The following is a 14,428-nucleotide window of genomic DNA, read 5'->3' on the forward strand; positions in this document are numbered from 1 at the left end:
TCGCGCGACCGTGCGCCGGCATCGCACGCGGCTCGCCCGCACGCCGTCCCTCGCCGCACCCGCACAGGAGGACGTCATGACGCAACACTTCGACGCGATCGTCATCGGCACCGGCCAGGCCGGGCCACCGCTCGCCGCGCGGCTGTCGGCTGCCGGGATGAAAGTCGCGATCATCGAACGCGGCCGCTTCGGCGGCACCTGCGTGAACACCGGCTGCATCCCGACCAAGACGCTGATCGCGAGCGCATACGCCGCGCACCTCGCGCGGCGCGCCGGCGAATACGGCGTATCGGTCGGCGGCCCCGTCACCGTCGACATGAAAGCCGTGAAGGCGCGCAAGGACCAGATCTCCGGCCGCTCGACCCACGGCGTCGAGCAATGGGTGCGCGGCCTCGCGAACACCGCGGTGTTTCAGGGTCACGCCCGATTCGAGCGCGCCGACGCCGTGCGCGTGGGCGACGAACTGCTGGAAGCCGAACGCATCTTCATCAACGTCGGCGGCCGCGCGCAGGTGCCAGCGATGCCGGGCCTCGACTCGGTGCCGTACCTGACCAATTCGACGATGATGGACGTCGACTTCCTGCCCGAGCATCTCGTGATCGTCGGCGGCAGTTATGTCGGGCTCGAATTCGGCCAGATGTATCGCCGCTTCGGATCGAAAGTCACGATCGTCGAGAAGGGCTCGCGCCTGATCCGCCGCGAGGACGAAGACGTGTCGCAGGCCGTGCGCGAGATTCTCGAGAACGAGGGAATCGACGTGCAGCTCGACGCGAATTGCCTGAGCGCGCGGCGCGACGGCGAAGGCATCGTGATCGGCCTCGATTGCCCGGGCGGCGGCCGCGAGGTCGCGGGCTCGCACCTGCTGCTCGCGGTCGGCCGCGTGCCGAACACCGACGACCTCGGGCTCGACCGCGCGGGCGTCGGCACCGACGCGCGCGGCTACATCGCCGTCGACGAGCAGTTGCGCACGAACGTGCCGGGCATCTGGGCGCTCGGCGACTGCAACGGACGCGGCGCATTCACGCACACCGCGTACAACGACTACGAGATCGTCGCGGCCAACCTGCTCGACGACGATCCGCGCAAGGTGTCCGACCGCATCACGGCCTATGCGATGTATATCGATCCGCCGCTCGGCCGCGTCGGCATGACGCTCGCGGAAGCGAAGCAGACGGGCCGCCGGCTGCTGGTCGGCACGCGCCCGATGACGCGCGTCGGCCGTGCGGTCGAGAAAGGCGAAAGCCAGGGTTTCATGAAGGTGATCGTCGACGCGGACAGCCACGCGATTCTCGGCGCGTCGATCCTCGGCGTGACAGGTGACGAAGTCGTGCACGGGATGCTCGACGTGATGGCCGCCGGCGCGCCGTACACGACGATCAGCCGCGCGATGCATATTCACCCGACCGTGTCGGAACTCGTGCCGACGCTGCTGCAGGATCTGCATCCGGCCGAATGACGCACGGCGTGCGGCGGTGCATCGCCGCCGCACGGGTGTCGATCGGTATGCGAAGATGACCGCTCGCCACGACACCCGGGAACGCCATGGACCGCCTGCAAGCGATGCAGATCTACGTACAGATCGTCGAGCGCGGCAACTTCACGCAAGCCGCCGACGCGCTGCAACTGCATCGGCCGGCCGTGACGAAAGCCGTGCAGCAGCTCGAGCAGGAACTCGGCGTGCGGCTGCTGAACCGCAGCACGCGCCGCGTGAGCGTGACGGCCGAAGGCGAGGCGTTCCATGCGCGCTGCGTGCAGCTGCTCGGCAGCATCGACGACGCGTTCGCGTCGTTCCCCAAACAACGCGCGGTGCCGAAAGGCCGGTTGCGGATCGACATCGCGCTCGCGCTCGCGAAGACGGTCGTCATTCCGGCGCTGCCCGAGTTCCAGCAGCGCTATCCGCAGATCGAGCTCGTGCTCGGCGCGAGCGACCAGCCGGCCGACCTGATCGGCGAAGGCATCGACTGCGTCGTGCGGGTCGGCACGCTGAAGGATTCGAGCATGGTCGCGCGCACGGTCGGCGCGGTGCCGATGGTCACGTGCGCATCGCCCGCCTATCTCACGCGCCACGGCTTGCCGCGCACGCTCGACGAGCTTCGTACGCATCGCGCGGTGAATTTTTTCACCGGCGGCAATCGCCGCATACTCGAATGGACGTTCCGCCCGCACGGCGAAACCGTCGCGGTGAAGCTCGCGAGCAGCCTGCTCACCGACAACTCGGAAGCGCTGCTGTCCTGCGGGCTCGCCGGCCTCGGCATCGTGCATGCGCTGCGCCCCGCGCTGCAGCCGAGCATCGACGCGGGCCTGCTGATCGAACTGCTGCCCGGCGTGCCGGCCGTGCCGAAACCGGTGTCGGTGCTGTACCCGAACCGCGCGCACCTGTCCGACAAGGTGCGCGTGCTCATCGACTGGCTGACCGAGCTGTTTGCGCGCCGGTATCCGGCGTAGAACAGGTTCGCGCCGATTGTTATTTCTCGAATAACAATCAATGATTCCGGTGCGCGTTTATCCAGCGCGATCCCCCGCCTACGATGCTGCTTCATCGACACCCGTTCATCGAAGGAGCATCCCATGTCCCGCATCGTCCGTTTCCACCGCATCGGCGGCCCCGAGGTCCTGCAGATCGACACGGTCGACGTACCCGCGCCGGGCCCCGACGAGATCCAGCTGCGCGTGAAGGCGATCGGCCTCAATCGCGCGGAAGTCATGTTCCGCAGCGGCGAATACACGTTCATGCCGCGCTTTCCGGCAGCGCTCGGCTATGAAGCGTCGGGGGTGGTCGCGGCCGTCGGCAACCACGTGACGGCGTTCGCCGCAGGCGACGCGGTGAGCGTCGTACCCGCGTTCTCGTTCGCCGACTACGGGATGTACGGCGAAGTCGTCAACGTGCCCGCGCATGCCGTGGTCAAGCATCCGGACAGCCTGTCGTTCGAGGAAGCGGCCGCGACGTGGATGATGTTCGTCACGGCCTGGGGCGCGCTGATCGAACTCGGCGGGCTGCAGCGCGGCGATGCGGTGCTGATCGGCGCCGCATCGAGCAGCGTCGGGCAGGCGGCGATCCAGGTCGCGAACCACATCGGCGCGGTACCGATCGCGCTGACGCGCGGCGAATCGAAGCGCCAGGCACTGCTCGACGCGGGCGCGAAGCACGTGATCGCCGGCAGCCCGGCCGACCTGCCGCAGCAGGTGGCGGAGATCACCGGCGGTGTCGGCGTGCGCCTCGTGTTCGATCCGGTCGGCGGCCCCGATGCGGCGAACCTGCTGCGCGCGCTGGCCACGAACGGCACGTTCTTCCAGTACGGCGCGCTCGACACGCGCGACATCCCGGTGCCCGTGATGGACCTGCTCGCGCGCCACCTGACGCTGCGCGGCTACGAGCTGTTCGAGATCACCGGCGACGCGCAACGGCTCGAGCGCGCGAAGCGCTTCATCGTCGACGGGCTCGCGGCCGGTGCGCTGAAGCCGCTGATCGACCGCACGTTCGCGTTCGACGACATCGCCGATGCGCACCGCTACATGGAAGCCGGTGCGCAGGTCGGGAAGATCGTCGTCACGGTCTGACCCGTGCGCGGCGGGCGGCGCACGCCGCCCGCTCAGCTTTCGAAGTAGCGCGGCCGGTCGATATCGGCCAGCAGCCGCGGCTGCGTCGGCGCCCAGTCGAGCCATGCCCGCGTGCGCTCGCTGGTTGCCGGCGCATCCATCCCGGCAAACATCGCGAACCAGCCGAAATGCTCGCCGGCTTCCGCCACCGGCTTCGCGACGACCGGCACGTTCAGCCGACGGCCGATCACTTGCGCGATCTCGCGAAACGGCACACCGGTATCGTCGACCGCGTGATAGCGCGCGCCGGCCGCGCCGCGTTCGATCGCGAGCCGGTACACGCGCGCCGCGTCGAGCCGGTGCACGGCCGGCCAGCGATTGTCGCCGTCGCCGACAAAGGCCGACGCTCCCTTCTCCCGCGCAAATGCAATCAGCCGCGGCACGAAGCCGTGATCGCCGTCGCCGTGCACGGACGGCGGCAGGCGCACGACCGACGCATGCACGCCGCGCGCCGCCAGCGCGACCGCGGCCGCTTCGGACGCACGCGGATAGGTCGACGACACGGATACGTGCGGATCGTCCTCGGTCGCCGCGCGGCCGGGCGCGACGAGCGCGAGCCCCGACGTGACGACCAAGGGCCGCGACGAGCCCGCGAGGACCGCGCCGATCGTCTCGATCGCGCGGCGGTCGAGTTCGCAGTTCTGCGCGAAGCGCGAGAAGTCGTGATTGAATCCCGTGTGGATCACCGCGTCGGCGCGTTCCGCGCCGCGCGTCAGGCTGTCGAGATCCTCCAGCGACCCGCGATGCACGTCGGCTCCCGCGGCCGCCACCGACGCGGCGGCCGCATCGGAGCGCGCCAGGCCGAGCACCGAATGCCCGGCGGCCACGAGTTCGGCAACGACGGCCGAGCCGACGAATCCCGACGCTCCAGTTACAAAGACACGCATGTTCAGCACCTCCGGATGGAATGGAGGCTTACTATCTGCCGAGGGCCGCGCGCGGTGAAGTCGTGACGGTTTACCGGTAAACGAACTAACAGGATATGGCTGACGCCCCCGACAACCTGCTCGGCGCGTACCTGCGGGACCGCCGCGAGAAACTCGACCCGGCCGCGCTCGGGCTGCCGGCCACGCGCCGCCGCACGCCGGGCCTGCGACGCGAGGAAGTCGCGCAGCGCGCCCACGTGAGCGCCGCGTGGTACACGTGGCTCGAACAGGGGCGCGGCGGCGCACCGTCGGCCGACGTGCTCGACCGGCTCGCCCGCGCGCTGATGCTGAACGACGCCGAACGCGAGCACCTGTTCCTGATCGGTGTCGGCCATCCGCCCGAAGTGCGCTATCACGCACCGGCCAGCGTGACGCCGCGCCTGCAGCACGTGCTCGATTCGCTCGACGCGAGCCCCGCGATCGTGCGCTCCGCGACGTGGGACGTCGTCGCGTGGAACGACGCGGCGGCCGCCACGCTGACCGACTATGCGACGCTGCCGCCGGCCGCGCGCAACATCCTGCGGCTGATCTTCGTCGACGCGGGGGTGCGCTACGCGCAGCCGAACTGGGAGCGCGTCGCGCGGTTCGCGGTCGGCGCGTTTCGCGCGGACGTCGCGCGCGGCGGCGCGACGAGCGCCGTGCAGACGTTCGTCGACGAGATGCGCGCGACGAGCGCCGAATTCGACGCGATGTGGCGCGACCACGATATCCATTCGCATGACGAAGGGACGAAAGAGATCCGCCACCCGCAGGCCGGCCGGATCGCGCTCGAATATTCGGCGTTTTCGGTGACCGGCCGCCCCGACCTGAGTCTCGTGATCTTCACGCCGGCGACGCCGGCCGACCGCGCACGCATCCGGGCGCTCGTCGCGGCCCGCGAACGGGCCGGCGCGATGCAGGCACCGGCCGCATAGGCACGCGGCGGGCCGCGCCCATCCGGCCCCGCCGGCCCGCGCGCGCCATCGTATTCCGCACTGATTCCCAGTCGAATATTTAATTTTCTCCTGGCGTAGCGCGCGCTTACCCTTTCGGCATCGCATCACAGGGCCACCGGCCCCTCCCTGGAGCATTCCGATGACCGACCCCGGCACCGCGCAAGCCGCACCCCGCCCGCACGCGGCTTCCGTGTCCTATGGCGCGCTCGCGCTGCTGGTGCTGGCCGGCCTCAACCTGCGCCCGTTCCTGACCGCGTTCGGCCCCGTGCTCGACCTCGTGCGCGCCGACACGGGCCTCGGCTTTCGCGCGGCCGCGCTGCTGACCACGCTGCCGTTCGTGCTGATGGGCGTCGTCGCCGGTGCCGGCGTCGGGCTCGCGCGGCGCATCGGCGAGCGGCGCGCGCTGACCGCCGCCCTCGCGCTGATCGCGGCCGGCTGCACGGCGCGCCTGTGGACCGGCGGCAGCACGGGCCTGATCGCGACCGCGATCGCGGCGGGCGCCGGCGTCGCGGTCATCCAGGCACTCGTGCCGGGCCTCGCGAAACGCTGGTTCGTCGATCGGCTGCCGCTCGTGATGGGCCTCTATTCGGCCGCGCTCGTCGGCGGCGGTGCGTTCGGCGCGGTCGCCGCACCGTGGCTTGCCGCACACGGCGGCTGGCATCTCGCGCTCGCCGTGTGGGCCGTGCCTGCGCTCGTCACGCTCGCGCTGTGGCGCGCGAAAGCGCCGCGCGACACCATGCACGCTGCCGCCGCCACGTCGTCGATCAGCGCGTTCGCCCGCGTTCCGCGCGCATGGCAGCTCGCGCTGTTTTTCGGCCTCAGCAACAGCGGCTATGCGAGCCTCGTCGCGTGGCTGCCCGCGTTCTACCGCAGCGTCGGCATGAGTCCGCAGGCGAGCGGCAACCTGCTCGCGTGGATGGCGCTGTTCCAGGCGACCGGCGCACTGGCGATGCCGATGCTCGCGAAGCATTCGCCCGACCGCCGCCACGTGCTGTGGCTCACGCTCGCGCTGCAGGCGGCCGGCTTCGCCGGGTTCGCGACGCTGCCTGCCCTCGCGCCGTGGCTCTGGGTCGCAAGCGTCGGCCTCGGTCTCGGCGGCTTCTTCTCGATGAGCCTGATCGTCACGCTCGACCACCTGCCCGACGCGCGGCTCGCGGGCGCGCTCGCCGCGTTCGTGCAGGGCATCGGCTTCCTGACCGTCGCGGCCAGCCCCTGGCTGATCGGCTGGCTGCGCGACGCGGGCGGCGGCTTCGCGATCGCGTGGTGGATGCATCTCGGCGTGATCGCATCGATGGCCGTGCTGAACGCCGCGCTCTCGCCCGCCGGCTACCGGCACAGCATGGCGCGCATCACCGGCGCCGCCCGCTGACCCCCTTCGAATCCGGACGTTTCGCCGCCGCTTCCGGCGGCCGTCCAGCCGCCCGCGCATGGCCGGGCGCGGGTCGTCACGCCCATCGGCCGCCTGTTCGCTTCACGACAAACAACATCAACCGGTAATGGAGACACTCATGAAAAAGCTCGTTCTGGCCGTCGCGCTCGCGCTGACGGCAAGCGCCGCCGCCGCGAAAGACCCGGCGGTGCTGCGCCTCGGCGTCGATCCCAGTTATGCGCCGTTCGAATCGCTCGCACCCGACGGCAAGCTCGTCGGCTTCGACATCGATCTCGGCAACGCGATCTGCGAGCGGATGAAGGTGCGCTGCGTGTGGGTCGAAAACGCCTTCGACGGCATGATCCCGGCCCTGAAGGCGCGCAAGTTCGACGGCGTGCTGTCGTCGATGAGCGTGACCGAGAAGCGGCTCGCGCAGATCGCGTTCACCGACAAGATCAACAACGTGCCGCCGCGCCTCGTCGCGCGGCGCGGGTCGAACCTGCAACCGACGGCCGAGTCGCTGCAGGGCAAGAGCGTCGGCGTCGAGCAGGGGTCGACGCAGGAAACCTATGCACGCACGTACTGGGAACCGAAGGGTGTGATCGTCCGCACGTACCAGACGCAGGATCTCGTGTACCAGGACTTGCTGTCGGGCCGGCTCGATGCGTCGCTGCAGTCGTCGGTGCAGGCCGACCTCGGTTTCCTGAAGACCGCGAAGGGTGCGAACTTCGAATTCGCGGGGCCGGCGCTGCATGATCCGAAGACGCTGGGCGTGGGTTCGGCAATCGGCGTGCGCAAGGACGACGACGCACTGCGTACGCAGATCAACCAGGCGCTCGCGAGCCTGATTCAGGACGGGACGTATCAGCGGATCGCGAAGAAGTATTTCTCGTTCGATATCTACAACTGACGGACGCGGGTGGAGTCGACGAAGGGGCGTCGCGCATCGGCGCGCGACGCCCCTTCGCGAATCGTCGTGAATGCCGTTCGGGAACGCGATCAGAGGAACGGCGCAATGTTCCCGATCGCACGCGTCACGTAAGCCTCCTTCTCCCCCACCGGCGCGACGTAGTGGATCGCGCTGCGCGCGGCCTCGACGCCCTCCAGGCGCGCGATGACCCAGGCCGCCAGATAGTGCGACGCCAGGCAGCCGCCTGAGGTCGCCACATTCCCCCGCGCCACGAACGGCTGATCGAGCACGGCCACGCCCGCCTCCTCGACCCACGGCTTGGTGGTCAGGTCGGTGCAGGCCGGCACGTCGTTCAGCAGGCCCAGCTTCGCGAGTATCAGCGTGCCCGAGCATTGTGCGCCCAGCAGCTGGCGCGCCGGATCGAGCTTCAACTGCGCCATCAGCGCGGCATCGCGCACGACATCCCGCGTCAGCGAGCCGCTGCCGACCAGCACGGCGTCGGCATCGCATGCCTCCTGCAACGACACGTGTGCGTCCAGCACCAGACCATTCATCGACCGCGGCCGCGGCACCGGGCTTGCAATCGATACGCGCCAGCCGGGCGTCTTGACCCGGTTAAGCAGGCCGAAGGCGATCAGCGAATCAAGTTCGTTGAAGCCCTCGAAAGTCAGGATGGCGATGTGCATGGCGTCCTTGCATCGTGGCGTGGTTGTATCGCGCCTATCGTAGATCAATCACGACGCATTCGCGGCGCGCATCGGTGGCTGCTTCAACGCGCGACGCCGCCGGCCTCTTCCAGCATCCATGTCGCGAAAGCCCGTACCGGCCCCGCGCTCGATTCGACCGGCTCCGGAAGCACGAGGCAGAAGGTCTTGGTCACGGCCTTCCCGTCCGGCCAGGGCGCGACCAGGCGGCCCTGCTCGAGCTCCGCCCCGATGTAAAGACGCGGCACCAGTGCCACGCCCAAGCCGGCCAGTGCCGCCTCGATCAGCATCGAATGGAGATCGTAGCGGGGGCCGACCGCCGAATTGGTCAGCGCAATACCGGCCGCTTCCGCGTACGCCTGCCAGGCATCGGGATTCTGCCGCCGGTGCAGGCGCGGCAGCGCGTCGAGCGACACGTTCTTCCCCGCGCCCTTCAGGAGCGCCGGACTGCAGACCGGCACCAGCACCTCCTCCAGCAGAGGATGCAGATGCATGCCGGCCCATGCCGGATGCTCGAAATGAATGGCCGCGTCGAACCCGCTGCCCGCGAGCAGGAACGGGTCCATCCGTTCGGCGAGATGCACGGTGATGTTCGGGTGACGATCCTGAAACCGCTTCAACCGGGGAATCAGCCAGCGCGTGGCGAAGGTCGGGATCGCGGCAATCTCGAGGCTCGCGCCCTCGACGGGCTGCCCCATCAAATACAGGCTGTCGCGCTCCAGCCGGTCCAGGATCTCGCGCACCTGCACCGCGTATCGCGTGCCGTTCGGCGCCAGCCGGACCCGGTTTCCGACGCGCTCGAACAACGTCACGCCCAGAAACGCCTCCAGCCGGCCGATCTGGCGGCTGACCGCGCCTTCGGTGCGTGCCAGCTCGTCGGCCGCGCGGGCGAAGCTCCCGTGTCGGGCCGCCGCCTCGAAGGCCAGGAGCGCGGAATTGCTTGGAATCTTGCGTCGCATGGAGGTCTCGCCGATCGGGGGGATTCGACGCCAGCTTGAGCAAACATCACTGAAGGCTGACTTTTTGTCGATATTGACGCGGGAAACATCAGATTAGCATTACGTCACTGCACTGAGCATCGTGCGCTCGCCGCAGGATGCCCCTCCGTTACGAAGGACGAACTGATGATCTACACCGTGGAATGCAGCTTCGCCGACCGCGACAGCGAAGCCGAATGGAACGACTTCTACAGCCTCGACAAGCTGCCGGCCCTCATCTCGGTGACGGGTTTTCATACGTCGCAGCGCTTCAAGGCGATCGGCGACGGTTGCCCCGTCTACCTGGCCGTCCACACGATCGATGGGCTCGACGTGCTGGCCGGGGACGAATATCGCCGGAAAGGCGGTGGCAATTTCGCGAGATGGCAGCAGCACATTACCGACTGGCACCGCAATCTCTACAGCGATATCGGCGTCGCGCCGGCGGTCGCGGCCGACGAACTGCTCGTGCTGTGCGAAAGCGGCCCCGAGCCGCTGATCCGCATGGGCCTGACCCCGCTGGCCATGCAGGCCGTCGCGCTGGAGAAGTTTCCGGCGCGCCGCTGGCTCGGCGTCCTGCCCCGGCGCGACGCCCGGCTGGCCGGGCACGCCGCGGCCGGCCTTTACCTTTACGCACCGATCACCACGCAACTGACCAAGGCAGGCCAGCCATGCCGAACGTGACTTTTCATATTCAGGCGGGACGCATGCCATCTGACGGCGATCTTGCCGCGCTGTCCGGCGACTGCGTCGACCTTTGCACCGAAGTCCTCCACGCAGCGCTCGAGAACGTTCATGTGATCTTCATGGAAGTCCGGCACGGACACGGGCATCCCGTTTTCGCGGAAATCCAGTATCGCGTCGACGCGTTTCGTTCGCCCGACATCATGAACCGGTTCATGGCGGCGCTCGATCACGCGATCGTGCGCCGCACGGGCCTGACCGCGCGCATCCGCTGTTTTGGCCATGCCGCGCCGAACATTCACGCGCGAAACTAGCTTGCCTGGAGAAGCCTTGTGTCCACCGTTACTTTTCCCTTTCAGCGAGTCGGCGATTTCACGGTCACGGCGATCAGCGACGGCTACCTGACCGCCAGCCTCGATTTCCTGTCGAATATCGACACGGCGGAGGCCTCCCGAATGCAGCACGATGCCGGGCAGCAGGAACCGTCCGCCATCCATATCAACTGCTACGTGGTGCGCGGCGCGGACCGCACGATCCTCATCGACGCCGGGGCCGGCGGCATCAGGCAATGGGGCGGCCGCCTGATCGCCAATCTGTTGCTGGCAGGCATCGACCCGTCCGCGATCGACACGATCCTGCTCACGCACGCGCATCCCGACCATGTCGGGGGGCTGGTGAATGCCGCCGGACACGTGACGTTTCCGCAGGCGGAGCTGGTCGTCCATCGGCGGGAGGTCGGCTTCTGGCAGGACGACGCCAATCTGAGCCGCGCCAGCGAGCGCGCCCGCGGCAACTTCCTGATCGCGCGCCAGGTATTCGACGGCTATCGCGACAGGCTGCGTCTGTTTGACGAAGGCGACGTGTTGCCGGGCATCCGCGCGATGCCGCTACCGGGGCATACCGATGGGCACACGGGATACGTCGTCGAATCCGGCGATCAGGGCCTGCTCGTGTGGGGAGATATCGTGCATTTCCCGCACATCCAGATCAAGCGGCCCGACGTGTCGATTGCATTCGATCAGGACTCGACCCTGGCCGCGACCACGCGATCGCGGCTGCTGGACCGGGTCAGTTCGGAGCGGCTATTGATCGCGGGCATGCATTTAGGAGAACCCGGTTTCGCCCGCATCGCGCGAACGAAAGGGGAATATGGTCTGCTTTACGAGACCGAAGCGTGATTTCATGAACGGAGCAAGTCACATCCGGCGCGCGGATCCGCGGTCATGACATCCGCGTCGATCCGCGCGTGGCGCGGTGTCGCGCCATTCGGCGTGCGGCCGGATACTACGCCGCGCGTTGCAACAGATCCGTTGCGAACGACTGCGCGTGCGCGACGGCTTCCTGCGCGTCGCCGAATACACCGAGCTGATCCCAGTGCTCTTCGGCCGCGAAGGTTCCTTTCACCGCGAGCGCGCGCTGCACGCACAACTGCGCCGCATAGGTGCCGTCGTCCAGCGGCCTGGCTGTCGCGACGACCTTGTGCGGCGGGCTCGCCCGCTCCGGCTGAACCAGCTCGACGTGGCCGACCACCGTGCCGATATCCATCAACTCGTTCCTGGTCTTGCAGTCCGGACAGTAGAAACACCACCCGGCGTCCTCCTGGCGAGTCTTGACCTGCCCGCGCGCCAGCACGGCACGACATTCAACGTTTTCGCAGATGAACGGCATCACGGCGTCTCCGAAGTTGTTTGACGGAAATCCTAGCATGTCCGCCGGCGGTCAACCATCGGCATTGTTGCCGCACCCGTCAGGCGCTCGCCAGCGCCTTTCGTGTTGCCGTGTCGCGCTTCGGCGGCGTGTTGAACAGGCGCCCGTACTCGCGGCTGAACTGCGACGGGCTTTCGTACCCGACACGGAACCCCGCCTCCGCCGCCCCCAGCCCTTCGGCCAGCATCAGCCGACGCGCTTCCTGCAAGCGGATCTGCGCACGAAAACGCAGCGGGCTCATGTGCGTCGCGACCTTGAATTGCGCATGGAACGTCGACACGCTCATGTCCGCCAGCGCGGCGAGGTCATCGATCGCGAAGTCTTCGGTGAAGTGATGGCGGATGAACGCGATCGCCCGCTGAATCCGGTTGATGCGACCGGTCTGATACGCGACCTGACGCAACATGTCCGCATGCGGGCCGCGCAACAGGCGATAGAGAATCTCGCGCTCGATCAGCGGCGCGAGCGCCGGGATGTCGTCCGGCGCGTCGAGCAGATGCAGCAGCCGCGCGGCCGCGTCGATCAGGTGCGGCGTCGCGGCTTCCACCGCGATCGCCGGTGACCCGCGCGCGTCGCCGCGCCCGGGTTTCGTCGAATCGTGCATCAGCATGTCGGCGAGCGCCGGACGATTCAGCGGCAACCGCACACTGAGATACGGCTGCGCGACGCTGGCCTCGATCACCGCGCCGATCACCGGCAAGTCGAGGCCGACGATCAGGTAGTTCGACGGATCGTACCGATACTCGCGGCCACCGACCACCGCGCGCTTCCGGCCCTGCGCGACGATGCAGCAGGAAGGCTCGTAGAGCGTATGCACGGGCTCCGTCGCGGCCGACGAGCGCAACAGGCCCAGACCCTTTATCGCCGTTTCCACCGCGCCGTCCGCCTGCGCATGGCGTGCGATCAGCGCCGCGAGATCGTCGATTTTTTCCATGTGCCGAGTGTCGCACGCCGAATCGCGGCGCGTATCGCCTTCGCTGCATTTTCGGAGAATCGTGCAAGAAATGCGGATTCGCAGGATAACGGCCGCGCGCCCTTCCGCGCGATCCTGTCGACTCTTCACCCTGAACCGAGGAACGAACATGTCCAGCCACAACATCGAACAGAAAGTGATCCTGATCACCGGCGCAAGCAGCGGGATCGGCGAAGCCACCGCCCGCTATCTGGGCGAGCGCGGCGCGCGCCTGATGCTCGGCGCGCGTCGCACCGAGCGTCTTGCGGACCTCGCCGGCAACATCCGCGCCAAGGGCGGCACGGCGGCGTGGCGTGCGCTCGACGTCACGAAGCGCGACGACAACGACGCGTTCGTCGAAGCCGCGCTCGCCGAGTATGGCCATATCGACGTCATCGTCAACAATGCGGGCGTCATGCCGCTGTCGCCGATGGCGTCGCTGAAGGTCGACGAATGGGACCGCATGATCGACGTCAACATCAAGGGCGTGCTGTACGGCATCGCGGCCGCATTGCCGGTGATGAATCGCCAGGGTTTCGGCCAGATCATCAACGTGTCGTCGATCGGCGGGTTGCGCGTCTCGCCGACGGCCGCCGTCTATTGCGCGACGAAGTATGCGGTGCGCGCGATTTCCGACGGCTTGCGGCAGGAGAACGACAAGCTGCGCGTCACGAGCATCTGCCCCGGTGTCGTGACGTCCGAGCTGGCCGACACGATCACGGATCCGGTCGCCGCCGAAGCGATGGCGCGGTATCGCAGCATCGCGCTCGAACCGGAAGCGATCGCGGCGGCCATTGCGTATGCGATCGCACAGCCCGCCGATGTCGACGTGAACGAGATCGTCGTGCGCCCGACGGCGACGATCACCGGTTAGCGGGTAACGATGCACCGGCCGGATGTCGCTCGCGATACACTGTTCGCCCGACTACCGAAGCGAGACACTTCCGATGTTGATCCGCGTTGCGACACTGGCCGATGCAGCCCCGCTTGCCGACTTGAAGCGCGATACGTTTCGCGAAACCTTTCTGCAGGACGGCTTCGACATCAACTACCCGCCGAACGATCTTGCCGCGTACGAGGCCCGCAGTTACTCGGTCGCAACGGTCAGCGAGCAGCTCGTCGACCCGCAGTGCCGTACGTGGGTCGCCGAAAGCGACGACGGCACGCTGGTCGGCTATGCACACGCGGGGCCATGCAAACTCCCGCACCCGGAAGTCGCGGAAGGGTCGGGCGAGATCCATCAGATCTACCTTCGACGCGGTACGCAAGGTACCGGCGCCGGACGCGCGTTGTTCGACGCCGCGCTGGATTATCTCGCCGACGAACGCCCCGGGCCGGTATGGCTGGGCGTGTGGTCCGGCAACGCGAAGGCCATCGCGTTCTACGAGAAGGCGGGCTTCCAGCAGGTCGGCACGTACGATTTCCAGGTCGGCGAATCGACCGACCTGGAATACATCTACCGTCGCTGATCTCCGCAACCGCATGACGACCGCGCCCCGCCGGCAAACGACGGGGCGCTTCGCGTTTACGGCTCGCCACGTCTTGTCGGCCATGCAGGCAATCGATGGTGACGTCAACGACGTTTCTCCCTCGTTTCAGGCCGAATGACACTATTTGAGGGTTCTCGGTAAAATACGCCCTTCCCGAGTTTCCGGTATCCGCCCTGT

16 protein-coding genes are annotated in these 14,428 nt (G+C 67.9%); 11 read left to right on the forward strand and 5 right to left on the reverse strand.

From position 1 onward, the window contains the following. Window positions 1-76: 76 nt before the first annotated feature. The 3 genes from HWX87_RS05800 (at window position 77) to HWX87_RS05810 (ending at window position 3,558) form a co-directional block, all read left to right on the forward strand. A complete protein-coding gene (locus tag HWX87_RS05800; RefSeq protein WP_176046198.1) occupies window positions 77-1,456 on the forward strand; it encodes an FAD-containing oxidoreductase in 1,380 nt (459 codons plus the stop codon). A gap of 86 nt (window positions 1,457-1,542) precedes the next feature. Continuing rightward, window positions 1,543-2,445: a LysR family transcriptional regulator gene (locus HWX87_RS05805; protein WP_176046199.1), complete on the forward strand. Its 903-nt coding sequence runs from the start codon at window positions 1,543-1,545 to the stop codon at window positions 2,443-2,445. Window positions 2,446-2,568: 123 nt separating this feature from the next. Next, window positions 2,569-3,558, forward strand: coding sequence for a zinc-dependent alcohol dehydrogenase family protein (locus HWX87_RS05810; RefSeq protein ID WP_176046200.1), 990 nt, complete (start codon window positions 2,569-2,571; stop codon window positions 3,556-3,558). A 32-nt stretch (window positions 3,559-3,590) separates the two neighbouring features. Here the strand turns inward: HWX87_RS05810 and HWX87_RS05815 are convergent, their stop codons facing one another. Then, on the reverse strand, window positions 3,591-4,484 hold the full coding sequence (locus tag HWX87_RS05815) for an SDR family oxidoreductase (RefSeq protein WP_176046201.1): 894 nt from the start codon (window positions 4,482-4,484) through the stop codon (window positions 3,591-3,593). Window positions 4,485-4,579: 95 nt separating this feature from the next. Here HWX87_RS05815 and HWX87_RS05820 point away from each other — a divergent pair, with 95 nt between their 5' ends. The 3 genes from HWX87_RS05820 to HWX87_RS05830 all read left to right on the forward strand — a co-directional run bounded on the left by HWX87_RS05820 (window position 4,580) and on the right by HWX87_RS05830 (window position 7,737). After that, entirely contained in the window at window positions 4,580-5,437 is an 858-nt protein-coding gene (locus HWX87_RS05820) for a helix-turn-helix transcriptional regulator (protein WP_176046202.1), read from the forward strand. 160 nt (window positions 5,438-5,597) lie between these two features. Then, complete coding sequence (locus HWX87_RS05825; protein ID WP_176046203.1) at window positions 5,598-6,827, forward strand: cyanate transporter; 1,230 nt, start codon at window positions 5,598-5,600, stop codon at window positions 6,825-6,827. 139 nt (window positions 6,828-6,966) lie between these two features. Then, window positions 6,967-7,737: an ABC transporter substrate-binding protein gene (locus HWX87_RS05830; RefSeq protein WP_176046204.1), complete on the forward strand. Its 771-nt coding sequence runs from the start codon at window positions 6,967-6,969 to the stop codon at window positions 7,735-7,737. A gap of 89 nt (window positions 7,738-7,826) precedes the next feature. Here HWX87_RS05830 and HWX87_RS05835 read toward each other — a convergent pair whose 3' ends face one another. Further along, on the reverse strand, window positions 7,827-8,423 hold the full coding sequence (locus HWX87_RS05835; RefSeq protein ID WP_176046205.1) for a DJ-1/PfpI family protein: 597 nt from the start codon (window positions 8,421-8,423) through the stop codon (window positions 7,827-7,829). A gap of 83 nt (window positions 8,424-8,506) precedes the next feature. Then, a complete protein-coding gene (locus HWX87_RS05840) occupies window positions 8,507-9,400 on the reverse strand; it encodes a LysR substrate-binding domain-containing protein (RefSeq protein WP_176046206.1) in 894 nt (297 codons plus the stop codon). A 165-nt stretch (window positions 9,401-9,565) separates the two neighbouring features. Between HWX87_RS05840 and HWX87_RS05845 the strand changes: the two genes are divergently transcribed. Genes HWX87_RS05845 through HWX87_RS05855 form a run of 3 tightly spaced genes read left to right on the forward strand, consistent with a single transcriptional unit; the run spans window position 9,566 to window position 11,280 of the window. Next, entirely contained in the window at window positions 9,566-10,102 is a 537-nt protein-coding gene (locus tag HWX87_RS05845) for a sugar ABC transporter (protein ID WP_176046207.1), read from the forward strand. After that, window positions 10,090-10,416: a hypothetical protein gene (locus HWX87_RS05850; RefSeq protein WP_176046208.1), complete on the forward strand. Its 327-nt coding sequence runs from the start codon at window positions 10,090-10,092 to the stop codon at window positions 10,414-10,416. The genes HWX87_RS05845 and HWX87_RS05850 overlap by 13 nt, the downstream gene beginning before the upstream one ends. An 18-nt stretch (window positions 10,417-10,434) precedes the next feature. Continuing rightward, the gene (locus HWX87_RS05855; protein WP_176046209.1) at window positions 10,435-11,280 is read left to right on the forward strand and encodes an MBL fold metallo-hydrolase; all 846 of its coding nucleotides are present in this window, start codon (window positions 10,435-10,437) and stop codon (window positions 11,278-11,280) included. Between the two features lie 106 nt (window positions 11,281-11,386). Here the strand turns inward: HWX87_RS05855 and HWX87_RS05860 are convergent, their stop codons facing one another. Together HWX87_RS05860 and HWX87_RS05865 are read right to left on the reverse strand one after the other, a co-directional pair. After that, a complete protein-coding gene (locus HWX87_RS05860; RefSeq protein WP_176046357.1) occupies window positions 11,387-11,770 on the reverse strand; it encodes a hypothetical protein in 384 nt (127 codons plus the stop codon). 79 nt (window positions 11,771-11,849) lie between these two features. Then, window positions 11,850-12,743 (reverse strand): AraC family transcriptional regulator, encoded by an 894-nt coding sequence (locus tag HWX87_RS05865; protein ID WP_176046210.1) that lies wholly within the window; start codon window positions 12,741-12,743, stop codon window positions 11,850-11,852. 148 nt (window positions 12,744-12,891) lie between these two features. On the opposite strand from HWX87_RS05865, the gene HWX87_RS05870 reads away from it, so the two are divergent. Both HWX87_RS05870 and HWX87_RS05875 read left to right on the forward strand, forming a co-directional pair. Then, window positions 12,892-13,635: an SDR family oxidoreductase gene (locus tag HWX87_RS05870; protein ID WP_176046211.1), complete on the forward strand. Its 744-nt coding sequence runs from the start codon at window positions 12,892-12,894 to the stop codon at window positions 13,633-13,635. Window positions 13,636-13,708: 73 nt separating this feature from the next. Continuing rightward, the gene (locus tag HWX87_RS05875; RefSeq protein WP_176046212.1) at window positions 13,709-14,230 is read left to right on the forward strand and encodes a GNAT family N-acetyltransferase; all 522 of its coding nucleotides are present in this window, start codon (window positions 13,709-13,711) and stop codon (window positions 14,228-14,230) included. The last annotated feature ends 198 nt before the right edge of the window (window positions 14,231-14,428 follow it).

It is taken from the genome of Burkholderia sp. BCC1644, assembly GCF_902833225.1.
Classification (GTDB): domain Bacteria; phylum Pseudomonadota; class Gammaproteobacteria; order Burkholderiales; family Burkholderiaceae; genus Burkholderia.

Excerpts from the sequence above, each read along its gene's own strand:
- HWX87_RS05800 (WP_176046198.1), top strand. The coding sequence starts at position 77 with ATGACGCAACACTTCGACGCGATCGTCATCGGCACCGGCCAGGCCGGG.
- HWX87_RS05805 (WP_176046199.1), top strand. The coding sequence starts at position 1,543 with ATGGACCGCCTGCAAGCGATGCAGATCTACGTACAGATCGTCGAGCGC.
- HWX87_RS05810 (WP_176046200.1), top strand. The coding sequence starts at position 2,569 with ATGTCCCGCATCGTCCGTTTCCACCGCATCGGCGGCCCCGAGGTCCTG.
- HWX87_RS05815 (WP_176046201.1), bottom strand. The coding sequence starts at position 4,484 with ATGCGTGTCTTTGTAACTGGAGCGTCGGGATTCGTCGGCTCGGCCGTC.
- HWX87_RS05820 (WP_176046202.1), top strand. The coding sequence starts at position 4,580 with ATGGCTGACGCCCCCGACAACCTGCTCGGCGCGTACCTGCGGGACCGC.
- HWX87_RS05825 (WP_176046203.1), top strand. The coding sequence starts at position 5,598 with ATGACCGACCCCGGCACCGCGCAAGCCGCACCCCGCCCGCACGCGGCT.
- HWX87_RS05830 (WP_176046204.1), top strand. The coding sequence starts at position 6,967 with ATGAAAAAGCTCGTTCTGGCCGTCGCGCTCGCGCTGACGGCAAGCGCC.
- HWX87_RS05835 (WP_176046205.1), bottom strand. The coding sequence starts at position 8,423 with ATGCACATCGCCATCCTGACTTTCGAGGGCTTCAACGAACTTGATTCG.
- HWX87_RS05840 (WP_176046206.1), bottom strand. The coding sequence starts at position 9,400 with ATGCGACGCAAGATTCCAAGCAATTCCGCGCTCCTGGCCTTCGAGGCG.
- HWX87_RS05845 (WP_176046207.1), top strand. The coding sequence starts at position 9,566 with ATGATCTACACCGTGGAATGCAGCTTCGCCGACCGCGACAGCGAAGCC.
- HWX87_RS05850 (WP_176046208.1), top strand. The coding sequence starts at position 10,090 with ATGCCGAACGTGACTTTTCATATTCAGGCGGGACGCATGCCATCTGAC.
- HWX87_RS05860 (WP_176046357.1), bottom strand. The coding sequence starts at position 11,770 with ATGCCGTTCATCTGCGAAAACGTTGAATGTCGTGCCGTGCTGGCGCGC.
- HWX87_RS05865 (WP_176046210.1), bottom strand. The coding sequence starts at position 12,743 with ATGGAAAAAATCGACGATCTCGCGGCGCTGATCGCACGCCATGCGCAG.
- HWX87_RS05870 (WP_176046211.1), top strand. The coding sequence starts at position 12,892 with ATGTCCAGCCACAACATCGAACAGAAAGTGATCCTGATCACCGGCGCA.
- HWX87_RS05875 (WP_176046212.1), top strand. The coding sequence starts at position 13,709 with ATGTTGATCCGCGTTGCGACACTGGCCGATGCAGCCCCGCTTGCCGAC.